Annotated in this window: 25 protein-coding genes; 10 read left to right on the plus strand and 15 right to left on the minus strand. The window is 66.8% G+C overall.

Translation table 11 applies throughout. The annotated features are described in order from the left end of the window. Window positions 1-9 precede the first annotated feature (9 nt). Genes tatC through lnt form a run of 3 tightly spaced genes read left to right on the plus strand, consistent with a single transcriptional unit; the run spans window position 10 to window position 4,831 of the window. Window positions 10-765: a twin-arginine translocase subunit TatC gene (gene tatC / locus ACFC1J_RS02370; RefSeq protein WP_375902720.1), complete on the plus strand. Its 756-nt coding sequence runs from the start codon at window positions 10-12 to the stop codon at window positions 763-765. After that, the gene (locus ACFC1J_RS02375) at window positions 762-3,236 is read left to right on the plus strand and encodes a DEAD/DEAH box helicase (protein ID WP_375902121.1); all 2,475 of its coding nucleotides are present in this window, start codon (window positions 762-764) and stop codon (window positions 3,234-3,236) included. The genes tatC and ACFC1J_RS02375 overlap by 4 nt, the downstream gene beginning before the upstream one ends. Window positions 3,237-3,238: 2 nt before the next feature. After that, window positions 3,239-4,831, plus strand: a complete 1,593-nt coding sequence (gene lnt / locus ACFC1J_RS02380) for an apolipoprotein N-acyltransferase (protein WP_375902123.1) — start codon at window positions 3,239-3,241, stop codon at window positions 4,829-4,831. Here lnt and ACFC1J_RS02385 read toward each other — a convergent pair. The 4 genes from ACFC1J_RS02385 to ACFC1J_RS02400 form a co-directional block, all read right to left on the minus strand. Continuing rightward, on the minus strand, window positions 4,828-5,211 hold the full coding sequence (locus ACFC1J_RS02385) for an RNA polymerase-binding protein RbpA (RefSeq protein WP_375902125.1): 384 nt from the start codon (window positions 5,209-5,211) through the stop codon (window positions 4,828-4,830). The two genes, lnt and ACFC1J_RS02385, sit on opposite strands and share 4 nt — an antisense overlap. Before the next feature lie 154 nt (window positions 5,212-5,365). Next, the gene (locus ACFC1J_RS02390; protein ID WP_375902127.1) at window positions 5,366-6,139 is read right to left on the minus strand and encodes a glycerophosphodiester phosphodiesterase family protein; all 774 of its coding nucleotides are present in this window, start codon (window positions 6,137-6,139) and stop codon (window positions 5,366-5,368) included. Further along, window positions 6,136-7,137, minus strand: a complete 1,002-nt coding sequence (locus tag ACFC1J_RS02395; protein WP_375902129.1) for an SPFH domain-containing protein — start codon at window positions 7,135-7,137, stop codon at window positions 6,136-6,138. The genes ACFC1J_RS02390 and ACFC1J_RS02395 overlap by 4 nt, the downstream gene beginning before the upstream one ends. 21 nt (window positions 7,138-7,158) lie before the next feature. After that, a complete protein-coding gene (locus ACFC1J_RS02400) occupies window positions 7,159-7,635 on the minus strand; it encodes an NfeD family protein (protein ID WP_045273126.1) in 477 nt (158 codons plus the stop codon). A gap of 135 nt (window positions 7,636-7,770) precedes the next feature. On the opposite strand from ACFC1J_RS02400, the gene ACFC1J_RS02405 reads away from it, so the two are divergent. After that, complete coding sequence (locus ACFC1J_RS02405; RefSeq protein WP_375902132.1) at window positions 7,771-8,535, plus strand: SDR family oxidoreductase; 765 nt, start codon at window positions 7,771-7,773, stop codon at window positions 8,533-8,535. A gap of 74 nt (window positions 8,536-8,609) precedes the next feature. Here the strand turns inward: ACFC1J_RS02405 and ACFC1J_RS02410 are convergent, their stop codons facing one another. Further along, window positions 8,610-9,194 carry an HdeD family acid-resistance protein gene (locus ACFC1J_RS02410; RefSeq protein WP_375902134.1) on the minus strand — a complete coding sequence of 195 codons (585 nt, stop codon included), beginning with the start codon at window positions 9,192-9,194 and terminating at the stop codon, window positions 8,610-8,612. A gap of 121 nt (window positions 9,195-9,315) precedes the next feature. On the opposite strand from ACFC1J_RS02410, the gene ACFC1J_RS02415 reads away from it, so the two are divergent. The 4 genes from ACFC1J_RS02415 to ACFC1J_RS02430 all read left to right on the plus strand — a co-directional run bounded on the left by ACFC1J_RS02415 (window position 9,316) and on the right by ACFC1J_RS02430 (window position 13,448). Then, window positions 9,316-9,753, plus strand: coding sequence for a helix-turn-helix transcriptional regulator (locus ACFC1J_RS02415; RefSeq protein WP_375902136.1), 438 nt, complete (start codon window positions 9,316-9,318; stop codon window positions 9,751-9,753). A 10-nt stretch (window positions 9,754-9,763) separates the two neighbouring features. Beyond that, entirely contained in the window at window positions 9,764-10,174 is a 411-nt protein-coding gene (locus tag ACFC1J_RS02420; protein WP_233309455.1) for a VOC family protein, read from the plus strand. Window positions 10,175-10,258: 84 nt separating this feature from the next. After that, a complete protein-coding gene (locus ACFC1J_RS02425) occupies window positions 10,259-12,619 on the plus strand; it encodes an ATP-binding cassette domain-containing protein (protein ID WP_375902138.1) in 2,361 nt (786 codons plus the stop codon). 10 nt (window positions 12,620-12,629) lie between these two features. Next, window positions 12,630-13,448, plus strand: coding sequence for a TrmH family RNA methyltransferase (locus tag ACFC1J_RS02430; protein WP_375902140.1), 819 nt, complete (start codon window positions 12,630-12,632; stop codon window positions 13,446-13,448). A 534-nt stretch (window positions 13,449-13,982) separates the two neighbouring features. Here the strand turns inward: ACFC1J_RS02430 and ACFC1J_RS02435 are convergent. Together ACFC1J_RS02435 and ACFC1J_RS02440 are read right to left on the minus strand one after the other, a co-directional pair. Continuing rightward, window positions 13,983-14,153: a hypothetical protein gene (locus ACFC1J_RS02435; RefSeq protein ID WP_375902142.1), complete on the minus strand. Its 171-nt coding sequence runs from the start codon at window positions 14,151-14,153 to the stop codon at window positions 13,983-13,985. Window positions 14,154-14,290: 137 nt separating this feature from the next. Further along, window positions 14,291-14,716 (minus strand): GNAT family N-acetyltransferase, encoded by a 426-nt coding sequence (locus ACFC1J_RS02440; RefSeq protein WP_375902143.1) that lies wholly within the window; start codon window positions 14,714-14,716, stop codon window positions 14,291-14,293. 299 nt (window positions 14,717-15,015) lie between these two features. Here ACFC1J_RS02440 and ACFC1J_RS02445 point away from each other — a divergent pair, with 299 nt between their 5' ends. Both ACFC1J_RS02445 and ACFC1J_RS02450 read left to right on the plus strand, forming a co-directional pair. After that, window positions 15,016-15,483: a helix-turn-helix domain-containing protein gene (locus tag ACFC1J_RS02445; RefSeq protein WP_375902723.1), complete on the plus strand. Its 468-nt coding sequence runs from the start codon at window positions 15,016-15,018 to the stop codon at window positions 15,481-15,483. A gap of 9 nt (window positions 15,484-15,492) precedes the next feature. After that, window positions 15,493-15,936: a GNAT family N-acetyltransferase gene (locus tag ACFC1J_RS02450; protein ID WP_375902145.1), complete on the plus strand. Its 444-nt coding sequence runs from the start codon at window positions 15,493-15,495 to the stop codon at window positions 15,934-15,936. Between the two features lie 95 nt (window positions 15,937-16,031). On the opposite strand, the gene ACFC1J_RS02455 is transcribed toward ACFC1J_RS02450, so the two are convergent. From ACFC1J_RS02455 to ACFC1J_RS02490, 8 genes are all read right to left on the minus strand, one after another. Then, window positions 16,032-16,829, minus strand: coding sequence for an MBL fold metallo-hydrolase (locus tag ACFC1J_RS02455; RefSeq protein ID WP_375902147.1), 798 nt, complete (start codon window positions 16,827-16,829; stop codon window positions 16,032-16,034). Between the two features lie 487 nt (window positions 16,830-17,316). Then, window positions 17,317-18,213 carry a helix-turn-helix domain-containing protein gene (locus ACFC1J_RS02460; protein WP_375902149.1) on the minus strand — a complete coding sequence of 299 codons (897 nt, stop codon included), beginning with the start codon at window positions 18,211-18,213 and terminating at the stop codon, window positions 17,317-17,319. Window positions 18,214-18,676: 463 nt separating this feature from the next. Beyond that, window positions 18,677-19,735 carry a hypothetical protein gene (locus ACFC1J_RS02465; protein ID WP_375902151.1) on the minus strand — a complete coding sequence of 353 codons (1,059 nt, stop codon included), beginning with the start codon at window positions 19,733-19,735 and terminating at the stop codon, window positions 18,677-18,679. 148 nt (window positions 19,736-19,883) lie between these two features. Continuing rightward, window positions 19,884-20,540: a hypothetical protein gene (locus ACFC1J_RS02470; protein ID WP_375902153.1), complete on the minus strand. Its 657-nt coding sequence runs from the start codon at window positions 20,538-20,540 to the stop codon at window positions 19,884-19,886. Window positions 20,541-20,819: 279 nt separating this feature from the next. After that, window positions 20,820-21,698, minus strand: a complete 879-nt coding sequence (locus tag ACFC1J_RS02475; protein ID WP_375902154.1) for a hypothetical protein — start codon at window positions 21,696-21,698, stop codon at window positions 20,820-20,822. A gap of 481 nt (window positions 21,699-22,179) precedes the next feature. Then, a complete protein-coding gene (locus ACFC1J_RS02480) occupies window positions 22,180-22,695 on the minus strand; it encodes a hypothetical protein (protein ID WP_375902156.1) in 516 nt (171 codons plus the stop codon). Window positions 22,696-22,808: 113 nt separating this feature from the next. After that, the gene (locus tag ACFC1J_RS02485; protein WP_375902157.1) at window positions 22,809-23,483 is read right to left on the minus strand and encodes a cation transporter; all 675 of its coding nucleotides are present in this window, start codon (window positions 23,481-23,483) and stop codon (window positions 22,809-22,811) included. Continuing rightward, complete coding sequence (locus tag ACFC1J_RS02490; RefSeq protein ID WP_375902159.1) at window positions 23,480-23,830, minus strand: ArsR/SmtB family transcription factor; 351 nt, start codon at window positions 23,828-23,830, stop codon at window positions 23,480-23,482. The genes ACFC1J_RS02485 and ACFC1J_RS02490 overlap by 4 nt, the downstream gene beginning before the upstream one ends. Window positions 23,831-23,903: the final 73 nt, after the last annotated feature.

Below are 23,903 nucleotides of genomic sequence, written 5' to 3' on the forward strand. Positions count from 1 at the left end.
GACAGCACCATGCCCCTCGCGGGGCACCTCATCGAGTTGCGCAAGCGCCTCGTCATTGCCGCAGGCGCGCTCGTGCTCGGCATGGTGATCGCCTTCTTCATCACGGATCCGATCCTCGATTTCGTCACCGGCCCCATCCGGCAGGTGGCGGAGGAGCGCGGCAAGGACCTCGTCGGCTTCACCTTCTCATCGGTGACGGCGCCCTTCGATCTGCGCATGCGCATGGCCTTCTCGATCGGCATCTTCCTTTCCGCGCCGGTCTGGCTCTGGCAGATCTGGGCGTTCATCATGCCCGGCCTCACGAAGAAGGAGATCCGGTACACGGTGGGCTTCGTCGCCTCCGCGGTGCCGCTCTTCTTCGCCGGCTGCTACGTGGGCGTGCTGGTGATGCCGCACATCATCGAGCTCATGGCGGGCTTCACGCCTGAGGGCGCGCAGAACCTGTACAACGCACAGGACTACTACGACTTCGTCTTCAAGCTGATGATCGTGATCGGCGTCTCGTTCATCATCCCGGTGTTCCTCGTCGCGCTGAACTTCGCGGGCATCATGTCGGGCCGGGCGATCCTGAAGGCGTGGCGGATCGCGATCCTCATCGCCTGCCTGTTCGCCGCCCTGGCGACCCCCGCTGCCGATGTGGTGAGCATGCTGATGCTCGCCGGCATCCTCATCGTGCTGTACTTCGCGGCGGCCGGTCTGTCGCTGCTCTTCGACAGGCGCAAGCACAAGCGCCAGCAGGAGCTCCTCGAGGAGCCCACGGCATGACCTCACCGGCGGATCGTTACGCCGCCGCCCGCGCCGCTCAGGACCACCCCGCTACGACGTCTTTCGCCGCGATGCAGCGTTTCCAGCTGGATCCGTTCCAGGTCGAGGGCTGCCACGCCCTGGAACGCGGCAGCAGCGTGCTCGTCGCGGCGCCCACAGGTGCGGGCAAGACGATCATCGGCGAGTTCGCGATCCATCAGGCGATGTCGACCCCGTCGGACAAGGCGTTCTACACGACGCCGATGAAGGCGTTGTCGAACCAGAAGTTCCGTGAGCTGGTCGACGTCTACGGAGCGGACCAGGTGGGGCTGCTCACGGGTGATGTCAACATCAACGGCTCTGCGCGGATCGTGGTGATGACCACCGAGGTGCTGCGCAACATGATCTACGCGGACTCCCGAGCCCTCGACGACCTCCGCTACGTGATCATGGACGAGGTGCACTACCTCGCCGACCGGTTCCGCGGGGCCGTGTGGGAAGAGGTCATCATCCACCTCCCGCAGAGCGTGCGGCTCGTCGCACTCAGCGCAACGGTGTCGAACGCGGAGGAGTTCGGCGACTGGCTGGACACCGTCCGCGGAGGCACCGAGGTCATCGTCTCCGAGACGCGCCCGGTGCCGCTGGAACAGCACGTGCTCGTGCGGGACGACCTGCTGCCGCTGTTCGACGACCGGGCAGGCATCGCGACCGCGCAGGTCAACCAGGAGCTGCTGCGGATTCGCTCGTTCGGCGGCGCCAACTACGAGCGCAACCGCGACGCGCAGCAGTACCGCAGCGCACGTCACGCGGGAGCACAGGGACGGCGTCCGCAGCGAGGCGGCAAGCGCCCGGTGCGCTCGGCCAACGTCCGCCGCATCGAGCGGCTGGATCGCCCGCAGGTCGTGGACCTGCTCGACCGTGCGAACCTGCTGCCGGCGATCTTCTTCATCTTCAGCCGGGTGGGATGCGACTCCGCGGTGCAGCAGGTGCGCCGCTCAGGGCTGCGGTTGACCACGGCGGAAGAAAGGCGCGAGATCCGCGCGATCGTCGAGGACCGCGTGCGCACGCTGCGCGACGAGGACTTGGCCGTGCTCGGCTACTGGGACTGGCTGGACAACCTGGAGCGTGGCATCGCGGCGCACCACGCGGGCCTCCTGCCCGCCTTCAAGGAGATCGTCGAGGAGCTCTTCCAGCAGCGCCTGCTCAAGGTCGTGTTCGCGACCGAGACGCTCGCGCTGGGCATCAACATGCCGGCGCGCACCGTGGTGCTCGAGCGCATGGAGAAGTTCAACGGCGAAGCGCGGGTCGCGATCACCTCGGGGGAGTACACGCAGCTCACCGGACGCGCTGGTCGCCGCGGGATCGACGTCGAGGGGCACGCCGTCGTGCAGTGGACCGAGGGCATGGATCCCCAGGCTGTCGCAGCCCTGGCCTCGCGGCGCACCTACCCGCTGAATTCCAGCTTCCGGCCCACGTACAACATGGCGGTGAACCTGCTGGACCGCTTCGGGCGCAATCGCTCCCGCGAAGTGCTGGAGTCGTCCTTCGCGCAGTTCCAGGCGGATCGGGCCGTCGTGGGTCTGGCTCGCACGGTGCGCGAGGCCGAGACGTCGCTCGAGGGCTACCTCGGGTCGATGACGTGCGACCGCGGCGACTTCACGGAGTACTCGGCGATCCGGCGCGAGCTCAGCGACCTGGAGAAGAAGAACCGCGCCGACCAGCAGGCGCCGAGAGGCGTGCGCGAGAAGCGGCTCCATCAGATCGAGTCGCTCCGCCGCGCGATGCAGCGCCATGCCTGCCACCGGTGCCCCGATCGCGAGCAGCACGCGCGCTGGGCCGAGCGGTACTGGAAGCTCAAGCGCGAGACGGATCGCACTCGGCGCCAGATCGAGAACCGCACCGGCACGGTCGCCCGCGTGTTCGACCGTGTGCTCGACGTGCTCACGGAGGTCGGCTACGTGCAGGGAAGCGGCGACGCGCTGACGCTCACCGATGCGGGTCGCACCATGCAGCGCATCTACGGGGAGCGCGACCTGCTCGTGGCGGAGTCGCTCCGGCGCGGCCTGTGGGACGGCCTGGACGCGCCGTCCCTGGCGGCGATGGCCTGTGCGCTCGTCTACGAGCCGCGCCGTGATGACGGCTCCATCGACCCTCGGGATCTGCCGCGAGGCCGGTTCAGGATCGCCTGGGAGCGCACGCAGGAGCTCTGGGCCGAACTCGACGACCTCGAGCACGACAACCGGCTTCCCGGATCCGACCGCCCCTCTGCGGGACTCGCCGGTGCGATGCACGCCTGGGCGCGCGGAAGCGCGCTCGACGCCGTGCTGGAAGACGCCGACATGGCCGCAGGGGACTTCGTGCGCTGGGCCAAGCAGACGATCGATCTGCTGGATCAGCTCTCGATCGTCGCTCCGAACGCGGAGACGGCTCGTACCGCCCGCACCGCTCTCGACGGCGTCCGCCGCGGCATCGTCGCCTATTCGTCGATGTGACCGTGACCACCCGCCTCACCTCGCCCGTTGACGCCGGCAGCGTCCCGACCGCCGCCGCCCGTGCGGTGCTGCCGTTGTGGGCGGCCCTGCTCGCCGCGGCGGCCGCGGGTGGCCTGCTGAACCTGGCGTTCCCGGCGCTCTCGCTTTGGATCGTGGCGTTCCCCGCCGTGGCCCTGCTTCTGCTCTCCCTGATCGGCCGCCGCACCTGGTCAGCGCTGCTGGTGGGCTTCGTGTACGGCGCGGTGTTCTTCCTGGTCCTCGTCTCGTGGACGGCGCGCTATCTCGGGCCGATCCCGTGGCTCGCGCTCGGGCTGCTCGAAGGCGCCCTGACCGCGATCGCGCTGATCCCGGTGACGCTCGCGTACCGGTGGATCCCCCGGATCATGCGCCCTGGACCGGCTCGGTCGCTCGTGCTCTCGGTCATCGTCGCCGCGCTGTGGGTCGGCAGGGAGCTCTTCCTGGGGAACTGGCCGTACGGCGGATTCCCGTGGGCGCGCATCGCGTACACGCTGTCCGACACGTCTGCGGCGCGCGTGACGAGCTGGATCGGGATCAGCGGGCTGGGATTCCTGATGGTCCTCCTCGCCGCGTTCCTCGTCGAGCTCGTGCGCAGGCGACGTCGCCCGCGCGCCGTGGCGCTCGTGCTCCCCGTGGCGCTCGTCGCACTGCTCGCGTTCCTGCCGTCATTTCCGACGACCGCGAACGGCTCCATGCGCATCGGAGCCGTCCAGGGCAACGGTCCGACCGGCTACTTCGACCAGCGCGAACCGCTGTCCGTCCTGACCTCACAGGCGGCGGCCACCGAACCCCTGTACGGCAAGCGCATGGATCTCCTGGTCTGGCCGGAGGGCGGTTTGGACGACGATCCGTTCCGGTACCCCGTGCTGGCCGACGCGCTCGATGAGATCTCCGCTCGGGTGAACGCCCCGATCCTCGCGAATGCGGCCACGCAGAAGGGCGAGCTGTTCTACAACACCTCGTTCCTGTGGCCCGCCGGCAATCAGCGTCTCCTGGCCCGGGATGACGTACAGACGCACGCCAAGCGCCACCCGGTGCCGTTCGGCGAGTACGTCCCGGATCGCGCGTTCTACAACGCGATCGTGCCCGATCTCATCGGCCTGATCGGACGGGAATACACCCCGGGCACGGATGCCCCGGTCGTCCGCGTCGGAGACACCCCGGTGGGGCTCGCGATCTGCTTCGACGTGATCTATGACGACCTCATCGCGGAGGGCATCGGATCCGGTGCCCAGGTGCTGGTCTTCCAGACCAACAATGCCGACTTCCGCGGCACCGAGGAGAACCTGCAGCAGCTCGGGATCGCACGCATGCGCGCGGTGGAGACTGGACGCGCGGTCGTCAACATCTCGACCGTCGGCACCAGTCAGGTGATCCGGGCCGACGGGTCCACGCAGGCGTCTCTGAACGAGGATCGCCCCGGTGCGCTGCTCGAGGATGTCGAGCTGCACACCGGGGCGACCGCGGGGGTTCTCATCGGGCCCTGGTTGGAGCAGATCCTGCTGTGGGGCGGGCTGCTCGTCGTCGCGTTCGCGGGGATATCCGCGCGGGTGCGACGAGGCCGGTCAGGGGCTTAGGCGCCGATCCGCTCGCGCGTCGGATCCTCACCGGCACCGCGACGGGCGCGGATGAAGGCGAGACGCTCCTCCAGGAGCTCCTCGAGCTCCGCGCGGGTCCGGCGCTCCAGAAGCATGTCCCAGTGCGTGCGTCCGGCCTTGTCGCCGTCCTCCGCGATCTCGACGGGCTTGCCGTCGATCTGCAGGCGGGCGTCGGCGCCGCACGCGCGGCACTCCCACGTGGTCGGCGGCTCGGCATCGGCCGAGAACATCAGGGTGGTCACGTGGCCGCAGGAGTCGCAGGTGTATGCGCTCTGCTGGCGTTCCATGAAGACGACGCCCTCTTCGCTCTGAAGGCTCTGGGCGCCGAGTCGGATTCCTCTAAGGCTGCGATCTGCCATTGTGTGGTCCTCTCGTCGCCCTCAGGTATAGCGGCCTGGCCTGTGCAGAAGATGCGAAGGGGGCAAACCATGAAGGCTTTCACAGTCGATACCCAGCCCGAAGCCGCTTCCCGGGTCGATCGGGACTGGGTCTTCTTTCTGGTGAGACTGGATCTCAGTGCGGTGCCAGCGCCCGAAGGGCGACGTCCGCCCGGTCCGTGACGATGCCGTCCGCGCCGGCGGCGACAAGGGCCCGCATGCGCTCCGGGTCGTTCACCGTCCACACGTGCACCTCGACCCCGGAGTCGTGCGCGGCCCGGACGAGGGAGGGGGTGAAGACGCGCAGGGGACCGAATCGCTCGGGGATCTGCACGGCGTCGAGCCCCTGCAGGATCCTCCGCGCCCAGCCCCGCAGACGGAGCCCGGAGGCCAGCCGCAACGTCGCGATCGCGTTCCTCCCACCGGACGAGGCGGGCAGCACTTCCGCGTCGGCCCGCACGGCGGCTGCCAGCGCGGCATGCCGGTTGCGGTCGTCGAAGCTGGTGAGGAGCACCCGATGCCCGTGCGCGGCGACAGCGCGCCCCACGTCCTCCGCGGCCGCGCGCGCCTTCACGTCGACGTTGAACCGCAGCCTCGGAAACGAGTCGAGCGCCTCCGCGAGCGTAAGCAGTCCGCCGTGGGCGGCGAACAGCCTGGAAAGCTCGGACGTCGTCACTTCGGCGACGGGTCGGGGATCGCCCAGCAGCCGCTGCAGGGTCTCATCGTGGAAGAGCACGGCATCGCCGTCGGCGGTCGCCCGGCAATCGGTCTCCACGTACTCCGCACCCGCCGCGTCCGCGGCCGCGAGGGAGAGAGCGGAGTTGTCGAACACAGACGAGTCCTCGCCCACCAGACCGCGGTGAGCGAGGACTCGCGGCGCCGAAGCGCCCTGGAAATACGGGTGCGTCACGCGACGCCGTCGGACGCAGGGGGAACTGCAGCGGCCGATGCGGCAGCGCGCGTTGTCGGAGCCGGCGTCGTGGGCGCCTTCGGGGTGAACGGCGTGGATCCGCCGGATCCCGGGGAGAACGCGCCGCCGAAGTTCTTCAGGGCCTCCGTGAACTCGCTCGGGATGATCCAGAGCTTGCTGGATGCGCTCTCGCTGATCTTCGGCAGCATCTGCAGGTACTGATAGGCGAGCAGCTTGTCGTCGGGCTGGCCCTGGTGGATGGCGTTGAAGACGTTCTGGATCGCCTCCGCCTCACCCTGGGCGCGGAGCACCGCGGCCTGCTTCTCACCCTCGGCGCGGAGGATGTCCGCCTGCCGCTGACCCTCCGCCTCGAGGATCTGCGACTGCTTCGTGCCCTCGGCCGTCAGGATCGCCGCGCGACGGTCACGCTCGGCACGCATCTGCTTCTCCATCGAGTCCTGGATGGAGACGGGCGGGTCGATGGCCTTGAGCTCCACGCGTCCGACGCGGATGCCCCACTTGCCGGTCGCCTCGTCCAGCACGACGCGCAGCTGCCCGTTGATGTTGTCGCGGCTGGTCAGCGCCTCCTCGAGGTTCAGGCCGCCGACGACGTTGCGGAGCGTGGTCGTGGTGAGCTGCTCGACGGCGCCGAGGTAGTTCGCGATCTCATAGGTCGCGGCCCTGGCGTCGGTCACCTGGAAGTAGACGACGGTGTCGATCGAGACCACCAGGTTGTCCTCGGTGATCACGGGCTGCGGCGGGAACGAGACGACCTGCTCGCGCATGTCGATGAGCGGACGCAGACGGTCGATGAACGGCACGAGCAGGTTCAGACCCGGCATCAGGGTCTTGTGGTACCTGCCGAGCCGCTCGACCACACCGGCGGTCGCCTGCGGGATGATCCTGACCGATCGCGCGATCGTCACCAGCACGAAGATGATGACGGCGATCGCCAGGATCCACCCGATAGCGGTGGGGATGAAGGATGCGCTGTCCATGACGGGCTGCTCCTGTTTCTCCTAGACGTGGGCGGAACGGACGTAAGCGGTGGCGCCTTCGATGCGCGACACCGTCACGGGGGCGCCGGGGGAGAGGGGCGCGATGACGGGCGCGTCGGACGCGAGGCGGGCGGTCCAGGTCTCACCGTTGCTGAGCTTGACCTGGCCGGTGAGCGCGGTGACCTCGAGCAGCACGGTGCCGTGCAGACCGAGCAGGGCGTCGACGTTCGATCGCGTCTGGTCCTCGCCGCGGTGAAGGCGCCGCAGCAGCGGTGGTCGCAGCACGAAGATGAGCAGCACGGCGGCGAGTGCGGCGATGATCACCTGCACCCAGACGGGCCATCCCGTGAGCGTGGAGAGGAGACCGACCGCAGAACCGAGGCCGAGCATCAGGAACGTCATGTCGAGCGTGAAGATCTCGATGACGAAGAACAGGACCATGAGGACCAGCCAGCCGATCCACGCCCAGTCCTGGAACATCTGCAGGATCGTATCCATACCGCCCCCTCTTTTTGCCAACCTATCACGCGGCCTGTGCGCCGCCTCCGCGTCACGCGCCGCGGAATCACGCGGATTGGTAGGGTGATCTGGTCCCACCCGCGCGCCGCGTGCGCACCCTCTCGAGGAGTCTCCGTGTCTCAGATCCTTCCCGCCGAATCACTGACCGGCAAGGTCGCCCTCGTCACCGGATCCTCCCGCGGGATCGGAGCCGACACGATCCGGTACTTCGCCGAGGCCGGCGCCGATGTCGTCATCAACTTCCGCAACAAGGCCCCCCGCGCCGAGAAGCTCGCGAACGAGGTGCGGGCGCTCGGTCGCCGTGCGCTCGTTGTCGGCGCCGATCTGACGGACCCGGCGTCGGTGGCCGAGATGTTCGACGCGGTGAAGGCGGAGTTCGGCGGCCTGGACGTCCTGGTGCTCAACGCCTCCGGCGGCATGGAGTCGAACATGGGCGAGGATTACGCGCTGCGCCTCAACCGCGACGCCCAGGTCAGCGTGCTCCAGACCGCGCTTCCGCTGCTGCGCAAGGGTGGCCGTATCGTGTTCGTCACGAGCCACCAGGCTCACTTCATCCGCACCACGCCGACCATGCCCGAGTACGAGCCTGTTGCGCTCTCCAAGCGTGCCGGCGAGGACGCCCTGCGCGAACTGATCCCTTCGATCGAGGAGCAGGGCGTCGAGTTCGTCGTCGTCTCCGGCGACATGATCGAGGGAACCATCACCGCCACGCTGCTGGAGCGGGCCAACCCCGGCGCGATCTCGCAGCGCCGCGAGTCGGCCGGACGCCTGTACAACGTCGCGGAGTTCGCCGCCGAGGTGGCGCAGGCCGCTGTCGAGCCGGTTCCGGCCGACCACACCCGCCTGATCGGCGACGTCAGCGGATTCGTCGCGGAGTAACGTCCCGCAGTCACAGGAAAGCGGCCCGGAGCTCATGAGCTCCGGGCCGCTTCCGTCTGGGACGCGCGCTCGGGTCAGAGTCCGGCGGCCGCGGCTGCGGCCTTCGCGTCCTTGCCGATCGTGATCGCGCGGATGATCTGAGCGATCCCGAGCACGACGAGGGAGATCGCGAGGAACAGCCAGAAGAACGGCACGGCCGCGAGACCCAGGCTGATCACGGCGATGCCGGCGATGATGCTGAGCAGTGCGTACAGCAGCGTCCAGGTCTTCGATCCGTCGCTGCCCATGAGGGTGAGCGAGACGACGCCGTCGAAGATCCAGCTCACGCCGATGAAGATCACGGTCACGAGGGCGAACGCGATCGCGGCGGACTGGATGTTCGTGAAGGCGATGACGCCGGCGACGATGTAGAGCACGCCGAGCAGGATGTGCCCCAGTCGGGCCCATCCGGACTTCCCGGCGCTGAAGATGCCGAGTCCGATGTACACGACACCGGCGACGATCAGGTAGGCGGCGATGATGCCGGTGAGGACGAAGGCGGTCTTGACCGGCCACACCAGCATGACGATGCCCGCGATGAGGGCGATGACACCCGAGACGGCGAGGAACACTCGAAGCGACTTCACGAGGCTCTTCGCTCCGGCAACTGCTTCGGACATGAGGATGACCCTTTCTGAGTAATCCCTGGGAATTGGGGATGCCCACACTGTACAGCGGCCGCTGCGACCGAGCCCGCAACGGCGAGCATCCGTGTCCCGTCCGTCGTGCGAAGATCGGGGGATGAGCTCGGCCGCCGATGACGATCGCCTGCGCGATCTCGCGGCCCTCCGGAACGTGCGGGACCGCATCGACCGGGAGTACGCGCAGCCGCTCGACGTCGAGGCATTGGCCGCGGGCGTCCACATGTCCGCCGGGCACCTCAGCAGGCAGTTCAAGCTCGTGTACGGCGAGCCTCCCTACTCCTATCTGATGACGCGCCGGATCGAGCGCGCGATGGCTCTGCTACGCCGGGGGGACGTCTCCGTGACGGAGGCGTGCTTCGCCGTGGGCTTCCAGTCGCTGGGAACCTTCAGCACGCGCTTCTCCGAACTCGTGGGGGTCTCGCCGAGCCGATACCGCGCCGACCCGGGGCTGGGTCCCGGCATCCCGTCGTGGATCGAGAAGCAGGCGACGAGACCGATCAGGAATCGAGAAGCCCCGCGGGATCCTCCGGCGTAGCGTGAGCGGCATGGACATCATGATCAACGCCAGCTTCCTTCCGCACACCGACGCGGAGGAGTCGCTCCGCTTCTATCGCGATGTGCTGGGATGGGAGCTCCGCAAGGATGTCGGATACCAGCAGATGCGCTGGCTCACGGTCGGGCCGGCGAACCAGCCCGACACCTCCATCGTGCTCACGCCGCCCGCGGTGGATCCCGGCATCAACGACGATGAGCGGCGCACGATCCTGGAGCTCATGGCGAAGGGGAGCTTCGGCGGCGTCGTACTGGCCACCGAGAACGTGGATGCCGCGTTCGCCGAGATCGAGGCGCGCGGCGCGGATGTCGTGCAGGAGCCGATCGACCAGCCGTACGGGATCCGCGACTGCGCGTTCCGCGATCCGGCGGGCAACATGATCCGCCTCCAGCAGGTCGCCTGACCCCTCCGCGGTGCCCGCCGGTGCGTCGGCGAGCACCGCTATCCTTTTGTCCCGCCCCCTTCCGCCCGCACGATACGGAGCAGCATGCCGATCACCGAGTCGCACATCGCCGACACCCACGACGCGATCCGGGTGCAGGGCGCCCGGGAGAACAACCTCAAGGACGTCTCGATCGAGTTGCCCAAGCGCCGGCTGACGGTGTTCACCGGCGTCTCCGGATCCGGGAAGAGCTCGCTCGTCTTCGACACCATCGCGGCAGAATCGCGACGCATGATCGACGAGACCTACAGCGCGTTCGTCCAGGGCTTCATGCCGTCGGTTCCGCGTCCCGACGTCGACGTGCTCGAGGGGCTGACCACCGCGATCCTCGTCGATCAGGAGCGCCTGGGGGCGAACCCGCGCTCGACGGTCGGCACCGTGACCGATGCCAACGCGATGCTGCGGATCCTGTTCTCCAAGCTCGGCACCCCTTATATCGGAGGGCCGACCGCGTTCTCCTTCAACATCCCCACGCAGAAGGCCAGTGGCGTGATGACGGGACCCGGCGGCGAGAAGAAGATCGTCAAGGACGCCATCTACCTCGGCGGCATGTGCCCGCGATGCGAGGGCAGGGGAGCGGTGTCGGATCTGGATCTCACCCAGATGGTCGATGAGACGAAGTCCCTGAACGAGGGCGCGATCATGGTGCCCGGATACACCGCGGACGGCTGGATGGTGCGCCAGTTCGCCGAGTCGGGGTTCTATCCCGCCGACAAGCCGATCTCGGCGTTCACGGAGAAGCAGCGTCAGCTCTTCCTGTACGGCGAGGTCACCAAGGTCAAGATCAACGGGATCAACATCACCTACGAGGGGCTGATCCCGAAGATCACGAAGTCCATGCTGTCCAAGGACGTCGAGGCCCTGCAGCCGCACATCCGCGCCTTCGTCGAGCGTGTCGCGACCTTCGCGGTCTGCCCCGAGTGCGACGGCACGCGACTCACGGAGGGTGCGCGCTCCTCGAAGATCGAGGGCGTGAGCATCGCGGACGCCTGCCGCATGCAGGTGACAGACCTCGCGGCCTGGGTGCGCGGCCTCGACCTGCCCGGCGCGGGCCCGTTGCTCGAGGCGCTGCGGGCCAACCTTGAGGCGTTCGTCACGCTGGGGCTCGGCTATCTGTCGCTCGAGCGGCCGAGCGGCACGCTGAGCGGCGGAGAGGCGCAGCGGATCAAGATGCTCCGGCACCTCGGATCCTCGCTGACCGACGTCACGTACGTGTTCGACGAGCCCACGATCGGGTTGCACCCGCACGACATCCAGCGCATGAACGGCCTGCTCGAACAGCTGCGTGACAAGGGCAACACCGTGCTGGTCGTCGAGCACAAGCCGGAGACCATCGCGATCGCGGACCACGTCGTCGACCTCGGGCCCGGAGCGGGCAGCGCCGGCGGCGAGATCTGCTACGAGGGCACGGTCGAGGGACTCCGCGCCAGCGGAACGCTCACCGGTCGGCACCTGGACGATCGTGCCGCCCTCAAGCCCGAGGTGCGCGAGCGCAGCGGGGCGATCGAGGTGCGCGGAGCCACGACCAACAACCTGCAGGCGGTCGACGTCGACGTGCCGCTCGGCGTCTTGACCGTGGTCACCGGTGTCGCCGGATCCGGAAAGAGCTCCCTGATCCATGGTTCCGTCGCCAAGGGCGAGGGCGTCGTCTCGATCGACCAGACCGCGATCAAGGGGTCTCGGCGCAGCAACCCGGCCACCTACACCGGACTGCTCGAGCCGATCCGCAAGGCGTTCGCGAAGGCGAACGGAGTGAAGCCGGCGCTGTTCAGCGCCAATTCCGAGGGCGCATGCCCGACCTGCAAGGGTGCGGGCGTCATCGTCACCGAGCTCGGTTTCATGGACACGGTCGAGAGTCCCTGCGAGGATTGCGGCGGAAAGCGCTTTCAGGCTGCGGTGCTCGAGTACAAGCTCGCGGGGAAGGACATCACCGAGGTGCTCGACATGCCCGTCGCGCAGGCGCACGAGTTCTTCCGCGGGGGAGAGGCGAAGATCCCCGCCGCGGTCGCGATCCTGAGCCGGCTCGAAGACGTCGGACTCGGGTACCTGTCGCTCGGTCAGCCGCTGTCCACGCTGTCCGGCGGAGAGCGCCAGCGCATCAAGCTCGCCACCCAGATGGCTGACGGTGCAGCGACCTACGTGCTGGATGAGCCGACCACGGGACTGCACCTCGCCGACGTGCAGAACCTGCTGGGACTGCTCGACAGGCTCGTCGATGCCGGCAGGTCGGTGATCGTGATCGAGCACCATCAGGCGGTTATGGCGCACGCCGACTGGATCATCGACGTCGGGCCCGGCGCCGGCCACGACGGCGGGCGCATCGTCTACGAGGGCACGCCGGCCGATCTGGTCGCCGCGAAGTCCACGGTCACGGGGGAGCACCTCGCTGCCTACGTGGGGGCGTGAAGGGGAGACAATGGCAGACCTTCGGATCTCCACGCGCAACTCGCGGTTCCAGCTGCTCGAGGCGCTGACCCGCAATCGCAACCATCGGCTGCGCGAGCATCGCTTCGTCGTGCAGGGTGTGCGTCCGATCTCTCAGGCGATCGAGCACGGGTGGACCATCCTCACCGCGATCCACGATGCGGAGCGCTCCCTGTCGCCCTGGGCTCGTGAGGTGCTCCAGCAGGCGCCGGAGACGATCGCGATGAGCCCTGCGCTGCTCGCTGAGCTCGCGGACAAGGATGAGGGCGCCACCGAGATCATCGCCGTGGTGGCGATGCCCGACGATGAGCTGTCGCGGATCCCGGTGCCGCAGCACTTCCTGGGGATGGTCTTCGACCGCCCGACTCAGCCCGGCAATATCGGATCGATCCTGCGCTCGATGGATGCCCTCGGCGGACACGGGCTGATCGTCTCCGGGCATGCCGCGGATCCGTACGATCCGAAGTCGGTCCGCGCCTCGACCGGCTCGCTGTTCGCCACACCCGTCGTACGCACGGCCTCGGGAGGCCCGGTGTTCGACTGGGTGCACGAGGTGCGCGCACAAGGGACACCGCTCACGCTGGTCGCGACGGACGAGCACGGCGACGTGGACGTGTGGGACTACGACTTCACTCAGCCGTCGCTGGTGCTGATCGGCAACGAGACCACCGGGCTCGCGCGCGGTTGGCGTGACGCCGCGGACGTGATCGTGCGGGTGCCGATGAGCGGATCGGCGAGCTCCCTGAACGCCTCGAACGCCGCAACGCTCATGCTGTACGAGGCGGCGAGGCAGCGCGCGGCTTCGGCATGACCGACCGCATATGATAACAAAACCGATTGCGTTATGTCAGTTCACCCTGATTGAGGGTCCGCGCAGAGCGCGCCGCAGAGAAGTGGTCTGTTCGGACGAGGACCGGGCGTACCGGCGTGGATCTGCGAGATGTGCGCCCTGGTGCCTCTGAGGCGGCACTCGACCAGCTGCGCCTCGTCTCGCGTCGCGCTATGCGACGGCGCATTGGGCACGGCGCCGTGTTCTTGCAGCAGCACGAGCACGTCGTCCTCGTACGCGCGCAGAGCGGAACGATTTCCTGGAGGCAACCACGACAGGCGGCATAGCGCGATCGTCATGAGCTGACGCCGCCAAGGAACCCCATCCGGAATCACTGATAATCAACATTATGTCAGTCCACATGAGGGGCTCCTGCGTAAATTGCAGAAGCCCCTTCCCTGATGGCGGTGGCTGGACTGGCGCCGGTGGAAGGCTCAGAAACTCGCGAGCGACGTCAAGATGCCGACCGTGCGTCGGCGCAGCGTCGCGGTGCGGCGTATGGCCGGCCTCGTTATCTCAGTGGCTCCTGGTGACGCTGATGAGTTCTTCGCGCATCTGCGGCGCCTGATCGTCCCCGACGGATTTCAGCGAATGGGGTGTTTTGCGGGTCCGGATGGGCAAAGCGATGAAGGGGTCTCCCTCGACGCAGCGCACGGCCTTGACCGTGTTCGACTGGTCGGTCGACATATTCGATCATTGGGCGCGCGCAGGGCCCCGATTCGGCATCGAGCATGCCGCTCCCCTGTTCCCGACGGAGACCGGCGGTCGGAAGCCTGCGCACGTTCACGCTTCGTGACTGGCGCTGCTCCCTCGCGTAACGCCGGCTATCCGTCGAGCATTGCGCGCATCGCGGGATGCTCGGTCGGCGCGAACCCGGCGCGTTCGTAGATCCGACGTCCGTCAGACGTGGCCATCAGCTCGGCCCTCGTGACGCCGTCCTCTCGCGCCCAGGCGATAACCGCGTCGAAGACCGCGCGTCCGTTTCCTCTCCCTCGCCAGCCGGACCGCGTGACGACGTTGCTGACCGCGACATCGCGTCCATCGACGACGGCCGGCGACGGGAGCCCTGCGCGGATGACGCCGAGAGCGCATGCGACCACGACTCCGTCGACGTCGGCGACGAACACACCGACCGCGCGGTCAGAAAGATGAGTCTCGAACCAGCTCCGGGCCGCTTCTCTCCATGCTGCGCCCTCGTTCGCGACGCCCATCGCCTCAAACATCTCTGCGCGCAGCTCGACGAGCGCCATGACGTCACCAGACTCCGCGCGTCGCACGATCACCGCGTCCGACCCATCATGTCAGCGATGCTAGGCGGTGTCGGTGGCGGATGAAAGCTGAGCGTCCCTCCCTACTTCGCGCAGAAAGTCCGGTCGGCACCGTTTCCCACCCGAGCTGTTGGAAAACGGAGACACCGGATCACCAGCAGAACATGACCTATTCCCTGTAGATGCGAATACGACACCCGGCGCGACTCCCCTCGCCTGGTTTGGACGACGCGATCGCGCGCATGGCCGAGCAAGCCGTCACCACTCAGCAGTGTTCCCTCATGATTCGACGTGTTGAACACAGCTGGCGACTTCAGGAGCTCATGGCCGCCCTCGGAACGACCACCATCTCTGACCTGATCCCCCACCTTGCCGACCGCCGCATTACCCTCTCCGATTCCCAGCTCTACCGGCTCCCCAGCGGAACGCCCGAGAGGATCAACCTCATGCTGCTCGGAGCGATCCTCGACACTCTGGACTGCGCGTTCGAGGAGCAGGTCCCCGTCACGGTCACCGCCACGGCGTCCCGCATCTGCGCAACGGGAGCGACAGACGCGACGGCTCTGTCCCGCACTGCGCACGCTGCAGCCGGACCTGCGTTCGATTTGCACCACCAGGCCGGAGGGCCGTGTCTGTCGGCGCTGCTACCGTCAAAGCTAACGCCTCGCACCGGCGACCGCGCGATGCTGACAGTGAGGCTCCGGCAACGGGCACTACCCATCAGAAGTCGTCCGGTCGCCTTGCCATAGGCTCGCGGTATGGCAGACGAGATCGATGTTGCGATTGCTGAGACTCTCACGGACGACGACCTTCGAGAGCTAGACATCCTCCTCGCTCAGCTGTCGTCGACGGCCACCTTCGACGCCGCCCGCGTGCAGGCAATGGTTGACGCGCCGAACGTCGATCTCTTCGTTGCGCGCGACGCGGGGCGCCTGGTTGGAATGGCGACTCTGGTGACGTTCCCGCTCGTGACCGGCTGGCGCGGCATCGTTGAAGACGTCGTTGTCGGCCACCAGGCACGCGGACGCGGCATCGCGCGACTTCTGCTCGAAGCGATCACTGAGGAATCGGCTCGCCGGCGTCTTCGCACGCTCGATCTGACTTCCCGCCCCTCGCGAAAGTCGGCACTGAGGCTATACGATTCCGTGGGCTTCGAGCGCCGAGAGACGAACGTGATGCGGTACGTGCCGGCACCCGCATGAGTGCAGGCGTCGGCGTCCGGAGGTTCGACTAGCGAACTTGTGGGCAACGGGGCTACCCATCAGCAAGGGGCGCTCAATTGGCCGGCCGGGGCGCGTCAGGAGACCGCGACGAACCTGCGCGTGCCGCCCGTGATTACGATGCGGCCGAATCTCATCCCTGGCAGGTGCGCGGCGGCCAGCAGCGCACCGGTCTCAGCGGCGTCGTCCGCAAAGCGGTTGCGCACCTGGGACGCCGCATCCGGATCGACATCCCAGACCACGGTCCAGTCCCGTTCCCCGAACTGCACGGTGGAATGCACCACGTCACCGAGCAGCACCGCCCGCTCGGCCCCGGATGACAGCACGAAGACCGTGGTGCCCGGAGTGTGGCCAGGCACCCAGCGCGCGTCGATGCCCGGCGCGATCACGTGATCGCGGTCGAAGAGCTCGAGCTGAGCTCCGAGCGGAGCCAACTTCTCCGCGGCGGGGCTGGTGGCGTCCTCCCCCGCGACGAAATGCTGCCAATCGGCGGCGTGGGCGCGGTGGGTCGCATTCGGGAAGGTCACGCGACCGTCGACCGAAGCCCAGCCCACATGGTCGAAGTGCAGGTGCGTGAAGAGGACGTCGGTGACGTCGGCAGGGCCCAGCCCGTGCCCGGCGAGCTGACGCAGCAGCTCGCCGCCCCGGTAGCCGTCTTCGTCCAGGGGACCCACGCCCGCGTCGACCAGCACCACGCGGTCACCAGTGCGGACGAGGAACCCTCCGACAGGGAACTCCCAGTGCCCGTCCTCGCCGAACACCTCCGGATGGCAGCGCCACGCATCGGGAACGCCGAACCTCGAGATGATCTCGCCCGCGACCTCCTGCCCCGTGCCGTCGAACAGTGGCTGGATGTCGATGTCGCCGATACGCACCCGACTACGGTATCTGCTGCTCGCCAGCCTGGCTCCAGGACGTCACCAGTACACGGGATCACCGCATCCTCGCATGCTGACAGGATATAGGCGTGACCTCTGTCGGCAACGAATCCACTCGTCTCGTGATCCTTCGAGGAAGTTCCGCCTCTGGAAAGACGACGACCACTGCGGACGAACTCGGATCTACCAGTTCGACATCGGGCTCGACGAGACGATACGGCGCCACGCCGGTCGACCACTGTCGAATGAGTTCGGCGAGGACAAGATTCGCGACTGGTACGACGGATGGCAACCACTCCCCTGGCACAACGAGATACGCGTGAGTAGCGACGTATCGACGAAGGATCTGGTGGCGTCGATCCTGAAGGACATCGGTCTTCGACGGCTGCCATGACGGGCGATCGAGAGCGAATAGTCTCGAAGCGATAAGCCGGCTATCCATCGGTATCCCGCCGCCGACCACATCTGCAGCATGGCGAGCTGGTCAGCGGCTGACGCCGTCAGGATCGGTCGATGTCTCGTCGTCGTTGCGGTAGACGCGTGCGAGCGCGGCCCACATCGCTCGTGCGGACGAGAACCCCATCTCGCGAGCGATGGCCTCAGCCTCGCTTGAACCGGTCGTCGATTGCTCTGAGAGAACCGACCTCGCGTTGCGGGCGCGGATCTCGCGGAGATACCGGCTCGGGGTTGTGCCGGAGGCAGCGAAGGCACGATGGAGGTGTGACTTCGAGGTGCTGAGCCGAGTGACCAGCGATCCCACCGTCAGCGCTGTGCTATGTGATTCGGCGTGGATTATTCGGGTGGCTTGACTGAACAGATGCCTCTCGGCAGTCGTCCCCGCTGGAGTCCTGCCGGTCGCGGACGACAAGGCCGCGGTGAATGCGAGTTCAACGGAACGTCGGGCGTGCGGAAACGCGACATCGGTACGACGAACCGATGGATCAAAAAGAGCCATATGGGACGTAAGGAAGAAGTTCCCGAACGAGGACCGTCCGATCCAGGCGGCGTCCGGGGCGGCGGGCAACCCCCCTGTCGAGATCCGGCGTCGCGTTGTGACCAATTGAGCTGCGGCAAAAGGGGTCTGGAACTCGAGGTTCGAGCTCGTTCCCGATTCGAGGACGACTATCGCTCCTGGGATGATCTCCTTGTCGTCGGCCGTCCCACGCCCTTCGACCAGATAGGTGATCAAGACCATGCCGTCGACGACCGGTCCACTCCAGTTGAAGGACCTCGCATTTGACCAGAACCGTCGAGCTGAGAACGCGCCCATGCGGATCTCGTTGACCACGACCATGTTCGTGTTGGACAGCTTCCGAGCGTGCATTGACCGCTCCTGGAACCACTCTGCGGCGGCGGCACCTGAGAACTGCGCGTCGCGCATGTCCCGCCCCCAATCCCCAGTTCCCGCGCACAACAATGTGTAGATATGCAGCCAGGCTCGGGAAGGCCGGGTGCGATCGTGCGTGCTCGACGATATGCGGGTGCTTTTCACAGATCACCCCGCGTGAAATGTGAAAGCCGAGGCGAACAACATGTGCCGCGTCGACCGAGGCGCGAATTCGCATCGGCCGAGGCCTGACCTCCGTCGCCCCTGGCTCAGGCGTGGCTTTGCACCAAGGCGCGAGCCCTGCGGACCGTCGATGTACCAGTGGACGCCCGCGCCGAGAGGGAGGGCCGGTGATCTGGGACACCAGCCCTCCCCAGCGAATGCCGGTGATCTGGGACACCGGCAGGTCCAAACCTGCCCTTGAGTTCTTGGGGCCGACAAGATCACAAGGGCAGGCTGGCACCTATTGGGCAGAAGAGCGGGACTTACCGAGCTCCCCGTGTGCTTCTTCTCGTGGTTACTGGCAAGCGCCGGGGGCCAAGATCTGGTTGCCGATACTGGCGATGTTGTTCCCCGGGTTGGCGTCCGTCCACGCGCCCGATGCGGTCAGCGTCAGATCAGGCGTGAACGTTCCTGCCGCCGAGCTGATCGCCGCGCCGAACAGCGGGATGCTGGTGAGCGGCCCGAGGAAGTCCGACGGGCTCGGCGTGACGACGCCGCCGAGGTACCCCCAACCGGTCTGCGAGCAGGACGGCATGCCGTTCACGGTGAGCTGGCGAGAGAACGAGAAGGTCACGTTCACACGCAGCACCTGGCTGAAGCCGCTGCCGACCTTCTGCGGCGTCACGGAGAAGCCCAGGAACTGGCCGATGCTCGTGGGCTTCACCCAGTTCTGGGCGCTCAGGTAGGGGCCGTAGCCGGCGAGCTGGGACGGAATGATCAGGGCGGCGACCAGCGCGGCCGCGTAAGCGAAGGCCCATGCTTCGAAGGGCGCGGCGAGGGCGATTCCGCCGAGAGGCGCAACGGTCCAAGCGGCGTAGAGCAAGCCGCCGATGTCCGGGATGTCGATGTGCCACACGCCCTGGGCGGTCTCGGTGATGGTCAGCGGTGAGTCCGGCGCCACGTTCAGGCAGCAGCCGTTCGCGTCCTTCGTGCCGGCGGACGTCACCGTGAAGCCGGGCAGAGCCTGTCCCGCGCCCCAGAAGTCGATCTGGCACCCGCCGGTGATCGCGACATCCCAGGGGAGCGTCGGCGTGGGACACTGCGTGCTCGCCGCAAAAGCGGGACTCGCCGCGCTTGCTGCAATCACCGGAATCGACCAGGCCGCTCCCTTGACGATGGTCCGGCGATCGATCCGACGAGATCCGGTCGGCTGTGTCTTGACGCCTGAGTTGTCCACTCGTGCTCCCCATTTCGATGCTGCGAGTCGGCTGTCCGGCGCAACCCGCAGATTCCCCATGCCGCAAGTTCCTGCGACCGAATCGACACTGGCAATCGCACAACGCCCGCTCAAGCTCAGACCGACGATCCGGGAGAAATCGGCGATGAAACAGGGAACGTCGTACGCGCCGAGCACACTCGGACAGTTCGAAAGGCTGGGTGCCAGACGGTCCGATGCGGGTTCGCGAAAGAAGCCCTGTCCGGAACGAGGCCGGACAGGGCGTGAACGCGTGTGAAACTGAGGTTCTGAAACTGAGGTTCGCTCGGTCAACGAACGCCAATGATCAGACGGTGGCGGTTCCGGTGAAATTGATCGTGCCGGCGCCAAGGAAGACGAGACCCGTTGCGAGTCCGTGCAGATCCCATACGAGAGTCATGGGGCACTGGAGAGACAAGCCGATGCCGTACTGCAACGTCGTTGTGACCTGAACGGTCAACGCGGTCGGAACGACCGGGTACGGCGGAATTCCGGCAACCGAACCGCCGTTGGGCAGCGAGACGTTCGTGAACACAAACGCACCCGGCATCGCGCCAACGGTGGAGATGTTGCCGGCGCCCGCGCCAAGACCCACAGCTGAGTTGTAGGTCTTCCCATCTGACATCGTGAGCGTTGCCTGCGTCACGACATACGTGAAGGCGGGCTGGAAGAAGTTCGTCCAGCTGATGCCACACTGCGTCGCATCGAGACCGAAGATCGCGGGGAACGCGATCGCGCCCTTGTTGCCCAACACGACGGCCTGCGACGTCCACGCACCCGAGGCGATACCGCCCACAAGTGGGAACCCGGCTTTGATACATGTCGGACATGCAGGCACAGATGCGGCCGCCAAAGGCATCGCGGCGGCGGTGGCAACGACCGGGATACTCCAGGCCGCACTCTTGACGATGGTACGTCGCTGGATGGTGCGCGGCCCTGCATCCTGCTTGTGCTTCTCAGACATTCGATATCTCCTCGGGTAATCGGCACCCGAAGGCGCCCAGGTGATCTGATGCTGGGCGCCGCGCGAGAGATACCCAAGATGAGCTTTCGGAGATGGGAGCAATCCGTTTCAATTCCGGGACTCTGGCGTGCCACGAGTCGCGCACCTGCATGTGCAGAGCATGGTCACGGGCGCACTTCTGCCCCACCTGCGAGCGTGTGCGCCGCGCTTCGAGGCGCGAGACGTCATCGATGTCCTGGGACGGGCATCCACCGAACGACGAACCTGTCGGGGAGAGACTTACGTTTCGTAGCCCCAGTGCAAAGACAGCAGGACAGGGGCGAAGTCACTTCTCTCAGCATGGACGGCATTGCCATCGACCTGCCGTGCGAGGCGTGTGGTCACACCGTCCACGATCTGCGACTCCTCGATCCACGTAGGGAGTGCTTCAGGTGGGAACCGCACCCAGAGCACGATCTCACGGGTCTTGCGCGCCGTGAGATGCTCACACGCCGAGATCGTTGGATAGCCGGAAGGAAAGTCCATCTGGAATTCGATCATCGTCGTGCGCCGCAATGGCACCGTTCGATCCAGCGCGAAGAGCGCGGCGAATCCTTCGCCGCCCGGTTCGGACTGCGTGCGTGCGAGTCGACACCCCGCGAGCGCGGTGAACACCGGAGGAACATCGCTCGGCTGTGTGGGTACCTCTGCCCATACGAACTCGGTGATCGGCGTCGTCGCCGCCTGGATGCGGCAGCGAATCGTCTGTCGGATGACTCGCCCGTCGGCCCCGACCTCCGCTGTGATGTGTGTAGAGATCTCGCGACCGGAGTAGAAGAGGTCAGTCAACAGGCTCTTCGCCATTTCGTCGATCTTCTCGGCGATTGGCTCCACCCCGTCGGTATAGGCGGGCCGGGGCACACTCCCGCCACGCGAACTCTTCGCGATCAGTGACGAGAGCGCGCCGTCTTCCAGCCCCAGAATGTTCTCGATGTCAGCAACCGCCGACATCGACTTCGCTCCCGCCGGCTTCCGGCTCCCGCTGGACCAATAGCTCAAGGTCGAAACGGATACGGGGTTGCCGTGCTCGGCGAGTCGGTCGCGCAGCCTGGACAAGCTCATCTGCCGGGCAGAGAGCGCCTGACTGAACCGGAACGAGAAACCTGCTGTCTCTGCCAAAGACCTCTCCACCCTCTTGCGAGCGCTACGCGTACTGGTTGACGGTCGATCCATCGGTGGCGCCGGATCCGGCCTCGACCGCGATGATCATGACGATGGCACTGATCGCGACGAAGAAGACACCCAAAGCCCCGGCACGACGTTTACGACGAAGATGATAGCGACAGGCTGAACGCCACCATACGGAGATTCTTGTGCCGGCCAGCCGCGGTCGGGGCGGATTCGCGGGTCTTCTGCCCGGATCGGTGAGCGCGACGTGCGCGGCACAACGTGCGGACAATGGGGCATCGGGACGGGAACCTCACCCGCGGCCGGCGTTGTCGCAGCAGCGGGGGTGAGCGTTCCCATCAACCAGGGCCGTGTACCAGGGCGCACCCCGATAACCCAGTTCGACCCTTGGTCGGAGGCTACACCCGCATCAAAGGCGGCATAACCCTCCCCACCCAGGCGGCCGATGCGGCGGACGACAACGTGGCGCCGCTCACAGGCGGACGGCGCCGCCTTCTTCGACCCAGTCATCGATTCGCTCGGCGTCATCAGACACGGCCACGGAGCGACGGGTGAATGCCACCGAGCCAGCCAGGGCGGCAACGCGCGCAGCACGTTCCTGCTCCCGGTCGGAGGCGTCTTGGAAACGATGGGCGGCCACTTCTCGATCTGCCATGAGGGTCACGCTGATCTCCGCGAGTCGATCCGCGATCACCGCAGCAAGACCATCGCGAAGCTCCTCAAGATTGGTGTTCGCGATCTCCAGACGACGATCAGAGACGTGCAGCTCGACGGTCGAGAACCCCCGATCGGACAAGTAGTCCCGCGTCTGGCTGCTCTGGATCGCAGCGACCTCGTCACGGCCTGTCTTTCGCGTGAACACCGCTTCCACGGTGTAACGGTCAGGAGCATCATCCGTCATCAGGGTCGCGGGAAGCGAGCCGACAAGAATCGAATCCAGACCCAGCAATTCGGGGCTCTGCCCCGCGATCTTCAATTGTGCATTCATGAACTGACGTTACGCCCCCAATCTGTACGAGCTCACAGGCCACGTCTCGCGACTCGTCGCGCGGGGCGGCGCGCAGCGGCGAATCGGCTGCTCCGAAGGCGGTGTCGTTCGGTTCACACGTGGTCGTGGTCGTGGTCGTGCTCCTTGATCTCACCGGTGAGCACTCCCACGGGGACGGCACAAGCGTCGCCTCGCCAGGCCTCGACGCCCTCCTTCACGGCGAAGCCGGCGATCACGAGGGCGGCGACGGAGTCGGCCCACCCCCATCCGAGCAGTGTGTTCGCGATCAGGCCGAGCAGTACGGCGCCGGACAGGTAGGCGCAGATCAACGTCTGCTTGGAGTCCGCGACGGCGGATGCGGAGCCGAGCTCTCGTCCTGTGCGTCGTTCCACCCAGCTTAGAAAAGGCATCACCAGGAGACTCAGGGCCGCCATCAGGATGCCGATCGTGCTGGGCTGAGGGTCCCGCGCTCCGGTCAGCGACAGCAGCGCGTCGACCGTCACGTACGCGGCGAGCGCGAAGAACGCGATCGCGATGACCCGCAACGCCGTCTTCTCCCGCGCTTCGGGATCGCGGGCCGAGAACTGCCAGGCCACGGCGGCCGCGGACAGCACCTCGACGAACGAATCCAACCCGAACCCGATCAGCGCCGCGGACGACGCCACCCCGCCCGCGATCAGCGCGACGATCCCCTCAATCACATTCCATGTGATCGTGAGCGTCACGATCCATCGGATCCGGCGGCGCAGCACGCCGAGGCGAGCTCGATCGACTCCGAGCGCCGTCACAGCTCCTCCCCCGGCTTGCAGCACACGCAACCTTGATCCACGCAGGGCGAGCCCTCGTCGACGGCGACAACCGCGTCCATCAGCGCTGTGATCCCGACGACCAGATGCGGGTCCGCGATCTCGTACAGAGTCCGGCGTCCATCCGGCACCGCGAGGACAAGGCCACAGCCACGCAGACATGACAGATGGTTGGAGACGTTCGTTCGCGTCAACTCAAGATCCTGCGCGAGTTGCGCCGGATACCCCGGGCCATCGAGGAGGGCCAGCAGAATCCGGGACCGCGACGGATCCGCCATCGCACGGCCCAATCTGTTCAGGACGTCCACTCGCGAAGCAATGGTCAGCATCTGCTGACTATACAGCGGTTGCTGTCCTATCCGAGCGAGCCTTGTCCCGGGGCCGCGAGCGATCCGCGTCAAC

It is taken from the genome of Microbacterium sp. NPDC056052 (genome assembly GCF_042266785.1).
GTDB lineage: Bacteria > Actinomycetota > Actinomycetes > Actinomycetales > Microbacteriaceae > Microbacterium.

Excerpts from the sequence above, each read along its gene's own strand:
- ACFC1J_RS02435 (WP_375902142.1), bottom strand. The coding sequence starts at position 14,153 with ATGTCGACCGACCAGTCGAACACGGTCAAGGCCGTGCGCTGCGTCGAG.
- ACFC1J_RS02445 (WP_375902723.1), top strand. The coding sequence starts at position 15,016 with ATGATTCGACGTGTTGAACACAGCTGGCGACTTCAGGAGCTCATGGCC.
- ACFC1J_RS02400 (WP_045273126.1), bottom strand. The coding sequence starts at position 7,635 with ATGGATACGATCCTGCAGATGTTCCAGGACTGGGCGTGGATCGGCTGG.
- ACFC1J_RS02410 (WP_375902134.1), bottom strand. The coding sequence starts at position 9,194 with ATGTCCGAAGCAGTTGCCGGAGCGAAGAGCCTCGTGAAGTCGCTTCGA.
- ACFC1J_RS02385 (WP_375902125.1), bottom strand. The coding sequence starts at position 5,211 with ATGGCAGATCGCAGCCTTAGAGGAATCCGACTCGGCGCCCAGAGCCTT.
- ACFC1J_RS02395 (WP_375902129.1), bottom strand. The coding sequence starts at position 7,137 with ATGGACAGCGCATCCTTCATCCCCACCGCTATCGGGTGGATCCTGGCG.
- ACFC1J_RS02425 (WP_375902138.1), top strand. The coding sequence starts at position 10,259 with ATGCCGATCACCGAGTCGCACATCGCCGACACCCACGACGCGATCCGG.
- ACFC1J_RS02450 (WP_375902145.1), top strand. The coding sequence starts at position 15,493 with ATGGCAGACGAGATCGATGTTGCGATTGCTGAGACTCTCACGGACGAC.
- ACFC1J_RS02460 (WP_375902149.1), bottom strand. The coding sequence starts at position 18,213 with ATGCGCGACGCGCAGTTCTCAGGTGCCGCCGCCGCAGAGTGGTTCCAG.
- ACFC1J_RS02375 (WP_375902121.1), top strand. The coding sequence starts at position 762 with ATGACCTCACCGGCGGATCGTTACGCCGCCGCCCGCGCCGCTCAGGAC.
- ACFC1J_RS02480 (WP_375902156.1), bottom strand. The coding sequence starts at position 22,695 with ATGAATGCACAATTGAAGATCGCGGGGCAGAGCCCCGAATTGCTGGGT.
- ACFC1J_RS02420 (WP_233309455.1), top strand. The coding sequence starts at position 9,764 with ATGGACATCATGATCAACGCCAGCTTCCTTCCGCACACCGACGCGGAG.
- ACFC1J_RS02490 (WP_375902159.1), bottom strand. The coding sequence starts at position 23,830 with ATGCTGACCATTGCTTCGCGAGTGGACGTCCTGAACAGATTGGGCCGT.
- tatC (WP_375902720.1), top strand. The coding sequence starts at position 10 with ATGCCCCTCGCGGGGCACCTCATCGAGTTGCGCAAGCGCCTCGTCATT.
- ACFC1J_RS02430 (WP_375902140.1), top strand. The coding sequence starts at position 12,630 with ATGGCAGACCTTCGGATCTCCACGCGCAACTCGCGGTTCCAGCTGCTC.
- ACFC1J_RS02470 (WP_375902153.1), bottom strand. The coding sequence starts at position 20,540 with ATGTCTGAGAAGCACAAGCAGGATGCAGGGCCGCGCACCATCCAGCGA.
- ACFC1J_RS02440 (WP_375902143.1), bottom strand. The coding sequence starts at position 14,716 with ATGGCGCTCGTCGAGCTGCGCGCAGAGATGTTTGAGGCGATGGGCGTC.
- ACFC1J_RS02415 (WP_375902136.1), top strand. The coding sequence starts at position 9,316 with ATGAGCTCGGCCGCCGATGACGATCGCCTGCGCGATCTCGCGGCCCTC.